At 67.3% G+C, this 9,395-nt stretch carries 7 protein-coding genes and 5 pseudogenes; 8 read left to right on the forward strand and 4 right to left on the reverse strand.

Going from position 1 to position 9,395, the window contains the following annotated elements; genetic code table 11:
* Positions 1–28: 28 nt before the first annotated feature.
* Positions 29–183 (reverse strand): annotated as a pseudogene (locus J7I98_RS42030) (amino acid permease); the annotation flags it as partial.
* A gap of 102 nt (positions 184–285) precedes the next feature.
* Here J7I98_RS42030 and J7I98_RS39755 point away from each other — a divergent pair.
* The gene (locus J7I98_RS39755; RefSeq protein WP_214929932.1) at positions 286–1,167 is read left to right on the forward strand and encodes an oxygenase MpaB family protein; all 882 of its coding nucleotides are present in this window, start codon (positions 286–288) and stop codon (positions 1,165–1,167) included.
* 213 nt (positions 1,168–1,380) lie between these two features.
* Here J7I98_RS39755 and J7I98_RS39760 read toward each other — a convergent pair whose 3' ends face one another.
* On the reverse strand, positions 1,381–2,070 hold the full coding sequence (locus J7I98_RS39760; RefSeq protein ID WP_214929933.1) for a hypothetical protein: 690 nt from the start codon (positions 2,068–2,070) through the stop codon (positions 1,381–1,383).
* A gap of 299 nt (positions 2,071–2,369) precedes the next feature.
* On the opposite strand from J7I98_RS39760, the pseudogene J7I98_RS39765 reads away from it, so the two are divergent.
* The 3 genes and pseudogenes from J7I98_RS39765 to J7I98_RS39775 all read left to right on the forward strand — a co-directional run.
* Positions 2,370–2,606, forward strand: a pseudogene (locus J7I98_RS39765) (IS5/IS1182 family transposase); the annotation flags it as partial.
* A gap of 116 nt (positions 2,607–2,722) precedes the next feature.
* On the forward strand, positions 2,723–3,157 hold the full coding sequence (locus tag J7I98_RS39770; protein WP_214929934.1) for a hypothetical protein: 435 nt from the start codon (positions 2,723–2,725) through the stop codon (positions 3,155–3,157).
* A gap of 173 nt (positions 3,158–3,330) precedes the next feature.
* Positions 3,331–3,567 carry a hypothetical protein gene (locus tag J7I98_RS39775; RefSeq protein ID WP_214929935.1) on the forward strand — a complete coding sequence of 79 codons (237 nt, stop codon included), beginning with the start codon at positions 3,331–3,333 and terminating at the stop codon, positions 3,565–3,567.
* Between the two features lie 152 nt (positions 3,568–3,719).
* Here J7I98_RS39775 and J7I98_RS42035 read toward each other — a convergent pair.
* A pseudogene (locus tag J7I98_RS42035) lies at positions 3,720–3,968 on the reverse strand (transposase); the annotation flags it as partial.
* Between the two features lie 117 nt (positions 3,969–4,085).
* Between J7I98_RS42035 and J7I98_RS39785 the strand changes: the two are divergent.
* The 4 genes and pseudogenes from J7I98_RS39785 to J7I98_RS39795 all read left to right on the forward strand — a co-directional run bounded on the left by J7I98_RS39785 (position 4,086) and on the right by J7I98_RS39795 (position 7,731).
* Positions 4,086–5,186 (forward strand): hypothetical protein, encoded by a 1,101-nt coding sequence (locus J7I98_RS39785; protein ID WP_214929936.1) that lies wholly within the window; start codon positions 4,086–4,088, stop codon positions 5,184–5,186.
* A 98-nt stretch (positions 5,187–5,284) separates the two neighbouring features.
* Positions 5,285–5,566, forward strand: a pseudogene (locus J7I98_RS43225) (PAS domain-containing protein); the annotation flags it as partial.
* 51 nt (positions 5,567–5,617) lie between these two features.
* Positions 5,618–6,700, forward strand: a pseudogene (locus tag J7I98_RS39790) (SpoIIE family protein phosphatase); the annotation flags it as partial.
* Between the two features lie 386 nt (positions 6,701–7,086).
* A complete protein-coding gene (locus tag J7I98_RS39795; protein ID WP_214929938.1) occupies positions 7,087–7,731 on the forward strand; it encodes a dihydrofolate reductase family protein in 645 nt (214 codons plus the stop codon).
* Positions 7,732–7,999: 268 nt separating this feature from the next.
* Here the strand turns inward: J7I98_RS39795 and J7I98_RS39800 are convergent, their stop codons facing one another.
* The gene (locus J7I98_RS39800; protein WP_214929939.1) at positions 8,000–9,022 is read right to left on the reverse strand and encodes a DNA-directed RNA polymerase subunit alpha; all 1,023 of its coding nucleotides are present in this window, start codon (positions 9,020–9,022) and stop codon (positions 8,000–8,002) included.
* Positions 9,023–9,395: the final 373 nt, after the last annotated feature.

The raw sequence follows: 9,395 nt of genomic DNA on the forward strand, positions 1-9,395 counted from the left end.
AATTATCAGACAGGCCTTAGGCGACCAGTGCGGCGAGGGCGAGCAACAGCCCCGACCCGGCCGCGCGCGCCGTGGGGCCGGCGCGGCGAAGACCCCCGCGCCCATCATCGACCCCAGACCGATCACCACCGCGTCGAACACCCCCGGCCGGCGGTGCACCTCCTCCGGCAGCCCGGCGGCGATGGCTTACTCATGCGCTCAGTCCTCGGCGGCACAGCCGCAGGTCTTTGGGCATTTTCCTCGGAGCCTGGTGACGTGGGGCATGTCCAGACGGATACTTGACGGATGGACGTTTCCGCGCCCAGCTTCTCCGACCTGCGGAAGCGACTCGGCAGCAGCTTGTTCACCCGCGTCGCGGGCCCGGCGGGCCCGGACAACCGTGCCCGCATCCATGGCACGCCGGGGCCCCGCTGGTTCGGCCCGGAGCGGCCCATCCGTACCGTCCACAGCGACGCCTCGATGTTCATCGGCGGACTGAGGGCGTTGCTGCTGCAGTCGCTGCATCCACTGGCCATGGCCGCCGTGGCAGCACACTCCGGCTACCGCGGCGACCCGTGGGGACGGCTCCAGCGCACCAGCACCTTCCTCGCAGTGACCACCTTCGGCACCGCGGACGACGCGCAGCGCGCGGTCGACCGCGTCCGGGCCGTGCACAACCGGGTGCAAGGCACCACCGCCGCCGGAGAGACGTACCAAGCCTCCGACCCTCACCTTCTCGCCTGGGTGCACATCGCCGAGGTCGACAGCTTCCTGCACGCCCATCAGCTCTACGGCGCAAAGCCACTGGACGCCGCAGGCTGCGACGGATTCGTCGCCGACACAGCACGGGTCGCGGCCGCGCTCGGTGTAGTGGATCCTCCCCGGAACCAGGCTGAACTCGCCGACCGGCTGGCTATCTATCGCCCCGAGCTGCGCGCCACGCAAGAGGCCCGCGAGGCAGCCCGGTTCATTCTCCTTCACCCACCCCTGCCCTGGATCGCCCGAGCCCCATACGCCGTCCTTGCCGCAACCTCGGTATCGACTCTCCCCCTGTGGGCCCGCAAACCGCTCGGACTCCCCTACGTGCCAGGAGTCGAGGAAACCTGCGTGCGGCTGGCCGGACACGCGCTGACAAAGACCATCCGATGGGCCATGACACCTCCCCCACTCCCCCCACACACGACCTGAGCCGCGCGTGCCGCTCCTCGACGACCGACGTCCATTCCTCTCACCCGGAAGCCGCAGGCGAAGGAGGTCGGGCCCAGCGGCTACCCAGACGGACCGTCACCAGTACTCGTGATCGGGGGGTGTGCCCTGCGCAGGGCAGACAGAGTGGGGCGGTCTCCGCAGCGGAGACCGCCCCACCCCGTGAGTGTGGTGTCGAAGTGTGACGCCGGTGTGTTACTTGACAGGTTCGGGTTCGAAGCCGGGGACGTAGCCGGAGGGGCCCATCGTGACCCGCAGGGTGTCGTAGCCGCCCTTGCCGTTGTTGGCGTGCTTGGTCCAGTACTGGCACTTGTAGCCGGTGTCGGACTTCCAGTCGAACGCCTTCGCGACGGGGAGCTTTTCGCAGGCGAGTTTGCTGGCGTCGGTGCGCCCCGACTCAGTGCCGTAGTTCTCGTTCAGTGAGTTGTACACGAACTTCGCCACCAGCAGGCCCTTCTTGGGTGTGGTGGTGTAGGAGGTGATGCTGCTGCCCTCGGTGTAGCTGTCGCTGATCTTGACCTCGTAGGGGATTTCGGCCCCCTCGTACGTCACGACGCACTGACTGACCGCGCCGGCCTTCTGGGTCACGCCATCGGGGCACTTGGCGCTGGTCTCACCGGCCACGCTGGCGGTGAGGAGGATGGCCTCGCGCAGGCGGTGCTCCACCTGCTCGGTGAGGGGCGCGCCCTGATCGGGGGCCGGGGTGACCTTGAGGTTGTCTTCGCCGCGCTTGCGCACGTCCTTCTGGGGGCCGTCGATGGCGACCGGCAGGGCCTTCTGCGCGGCTCCTCCGCCACTGGAGTCGGAGGAGTTTGCGTCGGAGCCGCAGCCGGCGGTGAGCAGACCGGCCACGACCAGGCCGAACAGAATCTTGGGGTTTCGCATAAGCGGAGCGTAAACGCCGCCACTAACATTCCGTACAAGGAGGGCCGGGCGGCACCGGGGTCCACGGCAGTTCGAACAGGGGTATAACAGGCTAGAAGTTGATCAATGGACTCGTCAGGACTCCGGCTGCGCGGCCACCTTGCGCCGCGTGGGGGCGCGATCGTAGGGGAATTGTGACAGTGGCCCGCCTCTATGGAGCAGCACCCAGCGAACGGTTCCCTCCCTGCATGAGGGCGCCGTTCGCGTTCCGCCTCCGCTGTCGAGTGTGTCTCTTTGGTGGGTTGGTCAGTTGATCGGATGTGCCTGTCCGGTTAGTGATCACCGATGCTGTGTGGGATCGGATCAAGCCGTTGATGCCGCCCGATCCGGTCCGTGGACGGCGATGGGCCGACCACCGCCGGACCCCTAGACGGCACCTGGGAACGGAGTTTCAGCCCGTTCCGGCCGCGGCGGACGCTGGTGACGACGTGGGCCGGACCGTGTCGGTGGACACTACCGTCTGCCGGGCTCACCAACATTCGGCCGGAGCCAGGCGGGAGTACGGACCGGCACGGTTTTCGGAGTGCCGGGGCGCCAGGTCGACCGCGCCGATGGCCCCCGGAACAGCAGCACAGTGCCGACGCTGTCAGCACGACGTGATAGTCCTCCGTCTATGGCTGTTTTCAGGGACTTCAATTTCAAGCTGCTGGTCATCGAGAAGCTCATGTACTGGGACCGGACGCTCACGCCGGTGTTCAGCATCGAAGAGCGGATGGAGGCCAGGGGGATCACCGACCTGCAGTCCCACGTGTTCGACAACGACCTGGCGTTCACTGTGCTCGACGAGTCCCGAACCTTCTTCGAAGAGCTCGAGATCAGCGAGGAGTTGCTGGCGAGCGTGGACGCGCTGGTCGTCGATGGCGGGCATCAGGTGTACTACGAGTGCTCGCCGGTCTGGGACGGCGAGGACGACCTGTTCGACGTCCACTCGCTCGACGACCTGGCACTGCTACCGAACCTCAAGCGCATCATCGGCGCCGACTCCAGCGCGCTCGCGGTCCCTGACAAGCTGGAACGCCTCGCGGCACAGGGTGTTGCCACGGTCTGATGAACCGGCGCAGGCCGTGGCGCCCCGGGGCTGCCAGGTGGTGCGCGTGCCGGTCTGTGACCGTCGGCCGATTCCAGGGCTGGCGGGGCGCGTGAGCGGCCGTGGGTGGGAGGCGGTACGTTCTCAGCGGATCGGAGCGTGCTTCCGGGCGCGGCACGGCGGGAGGGGGCCACATGGATGTCGATCGTTTGGCGCAGGTCGGGGTAGCGTATTTCGCGAAGCTCGGCACTGATGCGGTGCTGAAGGTACGCGAGCTGCCTGACGGTCTGGGTGTCTGCGTGTGGCACCCGATACGGGGCGGGGGGAAGATATTCGTCGCGCGGGATGAGTCGGTGCTGTTCGTGAGCTCCGCAGCCGACTTCGACACTGGTCTCGCCGCCTTCCGCCAGGGCCGGCGCACCCCCGCCTAACAGACTCGCCAGCGCTCGGCGAAGTTCCGCACACCGGTCAGCGGCGGAGGAAGCAAACCGAAGACCTTTTTCCTTGCGCCACGCATCCACTTCCGCCTCGCCTGCACCATTCCAGGTGTGGCGTAGGTGCGGCTGGTTCGAGGTGGTCAGTATTGCGGCCAGCGATCGCGGCGCCGCCGTGACTTTCTCGGAGCCGTCCGGGCCAGGCGGCGGGTCATGAGGGTGATCGCGGCCCAGGTGATCAGGGACTCGGAGTGCTGGACGAGCCGTTCATAGTCCCGCGCGTGCCGACGGGCATTCATCATCCAGGCCAGGGACCGCTCGACGACCCAGCGACGGGGCAGCAGGACGAACCCGGATGAGTCCTTGGGTCGGGCGACCGTCTTGATCGTCAGGTTCATCGTCGCGGCAAGGGTCAACCGTCGTCTCGGGGTCCGCGACTGCGCCGTAGTCGACTGTCCGCGGCCCTGGAGGACTTCCTGCGGCACGGCGATGTCCGCCCCCTGCCCGCTCTCGGCGTGTGCGCGGTGATCGCCTGCGAACGGCAGCGATCTGGGAAGGCCTCTCCGTACTGCCTGCAGCACTGGCAGCGGCGTGGACGCCAGATCCGGGAAGGGACGTTCCCCGGCGATGAGATGTTTCAGGCCGTCACGCGGGCCGTGAGCAAGACCTTCGAGGTCAGCCTGCGCGGACTTACTCCACTGGTTGCGGCCGAAGTCCTCTACGGCCTGCAGGAACGTGTCCGAGGCGGGACCAAGATTCCGCCCTGGCACGTTCGCCTCGTATGCGAGCAGGCGCTGGCCGAGCGCGCCTCAACACTGGCCGACCTCGACCCCGCCGGGCTCTGCAAGCGCGGCCGCCGAGTCCTAACTGCCTTCACCACAGCCGCCCGCCGACTGGGCATGACGCCAGAGAGTGAACGTCACAAAGATGTCTGGGATGCCACCGCGTTCGGTCTCTCCGGCACCATCCGCTTCACCGAAGTACGCCAGCCCTGGCTGCGCGAGGCCTTGAAAGCCACAGTGTGCGAGGAGCTGCCCCGGCGCCGGGGCAGCCAGCTGTGTCACCGCATGCAAAACCACATCAACGCCTTCGTGCGGCTGTCCGACAGCCTTCACCTGCAGTGTGAAGACCACGGCGCCCACCCCGCGCTTCTGAACCGCCAGGACATCGTCAACTTCTCCAACCGCCTCGCCTTCCTCACCGAGAGCGGCGAAATGAGCGTCTACACATGGATCGCCCTCGCCCGCATGGTCAGAAAGTGGCTGGAACTCATGCACCGTGGTCGACCACCAAGTCCCGGCGGCGGCGCCTTTCCGCCGACTGCAATCCCACTGGAAGGTCAATTGACCTGTGGCGCGCTACGACAGAGCGCTCACGATGCCTTCAAACCGGAAGTACCCGGCTGCTCCGAGGCCCACGGCTATCAGGGAGGCGACCATCTGCGGCCCGCGTTCGGGAATGGCGGGCATCAGCGGTGTCGCCATCCGGGTGAGGAGCACACTGAGCAAGCAGATGGAGCCGCACACCGCCAGAATCATGAATCCGAGCCAGAAAGCACGGTTCAGGATCGGCTCGACAGCCCCGACAACACTCTGCGCGTGGTCACCGGACCATGATGCACCCAGGTTGGACAGCGCGGATATGTCGACGAACTGGACCGCTCCGCATCCTAGAGCCGCGTCTGGTAGCACAATGGAGAGAAGGGGATGAGGGCATGTATGACAACACCCTGGCGGCGGGAAATGCTGCGGCTGCTGTCGACGCACGGGGCGTCGTAGCGGCGTGGAGCCGGGGTGCCCGACTGCTTCTCGGGTACGAGTCGGGCGAGGCGATTGGACGTCCGGCGTCCGACCTTCTTGCCGCTGGCCTTCCGGACTCGGCCTGGCGGAGCCTCTCACAGCAGGAGCCGTGCACCGGACGGGTCGCGCTGCGCGACCGGGACGGCCACACGATAGAGGCCGAAGTGCGGGCCTACCCGTTGGTAGGTGCCGATGACCACGTCGAGTGGTTCATCCATGCTGCCCCGCAGGAGGCCGACGGTGCAGACCTCGCTCTGCAGCGCCGCCTGCTTCAGTATCACCGGCCCGTGCAGCCGGCAGTGGAGACGGCGATGCGCTACCTGCCCGCGGATCCGCAGGCCGGTGTGGGCGGCGACTGGTTCGATGTCATCCCTCTTTCAGGCGCACGTGTGGCTCTGGTCGTCGGCGATGTCGTCGGCCACGGCATCCAAGCCTCCGCCACCATGGGCCAGCTGCGCAGCGCGATGCGCACCCTGGCCGATGTCGATCTTCCTCCCGATGAACTGCTGACCCAGCTCGACGACCTCATCCTCGAAGAGATCGAAGAGGGCATCGAATCCGCCGGAGAGGTCGGCGCGACATGCCTGTACGCGGTCTACGACCCGGTCTCCCGCCACTGCACCCTGGCCAGCGCCGGCCACCCCGCCCCTGCCACCGTCATGCCGGACGGCTCCGTGGACTTCATCCCCCTGGTCCCAGGCCCCCCTCTGGGGGTAGGCGGCCTCCCCTTCGAGGCCACCGACGTCCGCCTGCCCGAAGGCAGCCTGCTCGTCCTGTACACGGACGGACTGGTCGAAGCCCACGACCGCGACATCGACACCGGAATGCAGGAACTCGTGCAGGCCCTGGCCGAACCCAGCCCATCGCTGGAAGCCACCTGCGACCACCTCATCACGGCACTCCTGCCTGAGCGGCCGGTCGACGACATCGCCCTGCTCGTGGCCCGCACCCACGCCCTGGGACCCTCGCACGTGGCCACCTGGGACCTGCCCGCGGCGCCCGTCATCGTCGCCGACGCGCGCCGACGGGCCGCCGACCAGCTCACGACCTGGGGTCTGCAGGATGCCGTCCCGACCACCGAGCTGATCGTCAGCGAGTTGGTCACCAACGCCATACGGCATGCCAGAGCCCCCATCCAGCTGCGGCTCATTCGCAACACCGCTCTGATCTGCGAGGTCTCCGACGCCAGCAGTACTGCTCCTCACTCGCGCCGCGCCCGTGCCCTGGATGAGGGCGGCCGTGGCCTGTTCCTGGTCGGCCAGCTCGCCGAGCGCTGGGGCACCCGTCACACGCCGACAGGCAAGACCATCTGGGCGGAGCAGCCCCGACCGCTCCACCGCCCGCGGCCCCGGCGCCTGCCCGCCGGGAGACCACACACAGCAGGTCACGTGGTGGAGCCACGCAAAGACGACCATGAGTGGCCGCGAACGAGTTTTCTGGCCCCAGGGGAACGAGTCCTTTGGCCCCGATTAGCGATCTTCAGGGCCTGCTGTGAATGAGTCGATTGGCCCCACCTCAGTGCGTTCGGAGGCGTCGAGGGGCCGTTCGAACGTCCGCCGCTCTCCCGCAGACTGTGAGGTGTGGAGTGTCCGACATCGGCCACCGGTCCATCCTGGAGACGAAGAAGCGTTGGGGATCGTTGTTGTGGCGGACGCAGCGATGAGTTTTCGCGGCCCGGAGAGTCTCACCACCGTTATCGACAACGCAGGAGGAACACGTGGCTCAGCTACTGAGAGTCCAGAACATCACCGTCTCGAGTGACGGGATCGGTGCCGGTGAGGACCAGACGCTCGAGAGGCCATTCGGTCATGTCGATCCCGAGAGGCTGTTCTCCTGGGCCGGCGCCACGGCGAGCTGGCCCATCCGCACCGAGCCCGGCGGGAGCCGCGGTCTCGACGACTACTTCACGCGGGACTTCACCCACAACATCGGCGCCGAGATCATGGGCCGCAACAAGTTCGGACCCCAGCGCGGGCCCTGGCAGGACCATGACTGGCTCGGCTGGTGGGGCGACGAGCCCCCGTTCCACACCCCGGTGTTCGTCATGACCCACCACAAGCGTCCTTCGTTCGCGCTCTCCGACACCACGTTCCACTTCGTCGACGGCGACCCGGCCACGGTTCTCGAGCAGGCGCGGGAAGCGGCGCAGGGCAAGGACGTCCGACTCGGCGGCGGGGTTACCACCATCCGGCAGTTCCTCGACGCCGACCTCGTCGACACCATGCATGTGGCGGTCTCGCCGGTGAAGCTCGGGTCCGGAGTACGACTCTGGGAGTCACCCGATGAGCTGCTCGACCGGTTCCACCTTGAGGTCGTGCCCAGCCCGAGCGGCGTGACGCACCACCTGTTCTGGCGAAAGTGACACGAGGGCTCACTCGGGGATGTCAGCACAGCCGATGCGGGCGTTTCAGTAATTGACTCCTCCCCCTCGTAAACGAGGGGGAGGAGTCAAGCTGAAGATCGTCACAGCAGCGGTGGAGCCGGTCAAGGCCGCGGAGGTCTGCGTAAAACTGGGCCGGGGTACCAAGCCCGGCCCAGTCGAGCCGGTACGCGGCAAGCTCAAGCGGCTCGCCGAACGGGGCTGGCGGCACCGTACCCCGGCTTCCCCGCGACCCGGCGCAGCGCAGCGTTCAGTACTGCTCGGTCTCCACGAAGCCCGCGTCCGCGTCGTTGTCCGCACCGAAGGCGTCGGCGGCGGCGGTGGGGTCGAATCCGGGCGGGCTGTCCTTGAGACCCAGACCCATGTCGGCCAGCTTCGCCTTGACCTCGTCGATGGACTTCGCACCGAAGTTGCGGATGTCGAGCATGTCGGCCTCGGAGCGGGCGACGAGCTCACCCACGGAGTGGATGCCCTCGCGCTTGAGGCAGTTGTAGGAGCGGACGGTGAGGTCGAGCTCCTCGATCGGCAGTACCAGATCGGCAGCGAGGGCGGCGTCCGTGGGGGACGGGCCCATGTCGATGCCCTCGGCGTCGATGTTGAGCTCGCGGGCCAGACCGAAGAGCTCGACCAGGGTCTTGCCGGCCGACGCCATGGCGTCACGGGGACGCATGGCCTGCTTGGTCTCGACGTCGACGATCAGCTTGTCGAAGTCGGTGCGCTGCTCGACACGGGTCGCCTCGACCTTGTACGTGACCTTCAGAACCGGCGAGTAGATCGAGTCGACCGGGATGCGCCCGATCTCCTGGCCCACCTGCTTGTTCTGCACGGCGGAGACATAACCGCGGCCACGCTCGACGGTCAGCTCCATCTCCAGCTTGCCCTTGCCGTTGAGCGTGGCGAGAACGAGGTCCGGGTTGTGGACCTCGACACCGGCCGGCGGGGCGATGTCAGCAGCGGTGACCAGGCCGGGACCCTGCTTGCGCAGGTACATCACGACCGGCTCGTCGTGCTCCGAGGAGACGACCAGCTGCTTGATGTTGAGGATGAGGTCGGTGACGTCCTCCTTGACGCCCGGCACGGTGGTGAACTCGTGCAGGACCCCGTCGATCCGGATGCTGGTGACAGCGGCACCCGGGATCGAGGAGAGGAGCGTACGACGCAGGGAGTTGCCGAGGGTGTAACCGAAGCCGGGCTCCAGCGGCTCGATCACGAACCGGGAGCGGAACTCGTCGACGACCTCTTCAGTCAACGAGGGACGCTGAGCAATCAGCACGAGGTGTTGCCTCCAGTGGTTTGGCGCCCGCTATGTGACGCCGTAGACACCACGAAGGGTACGGGCGATACGGGCGATACGGCCTCCGAAGAGGCCGAACCGCCCGACTCCACCGACTCCGCCCGTCTGCCGGACAGTCGGCGGGCCCAGCTCTTGCTGGGGTGGAGCCCGACGATCAGCTGCTCCTACTCCTGGGCGTCAGTCATACGGAGGGGGGCCGGGACTGGTACAGCCGGGTGTGATAGCGGCCTTCCGCCTCCAGTCCGGTGGGGTCGTCACCGGCACGGAGCACCTGCTCGACGGCGCGACGCTGTTCCGCCGCGCTGGTGAACAGCCGCTGGGGGTAGGTTTGTGCTGAGGTGACTCCTGTGGT

This window comes from Streptomyces sp. ISL-98 (assembly GCF_018614055.1).
GTDB classification, from domain to species: Bacteria; Actinomycetota; Actinomycetes; order Streptomycetales; family Streptomycetaceae; genus Streptomyces; species Streptomyces spiramyceticus.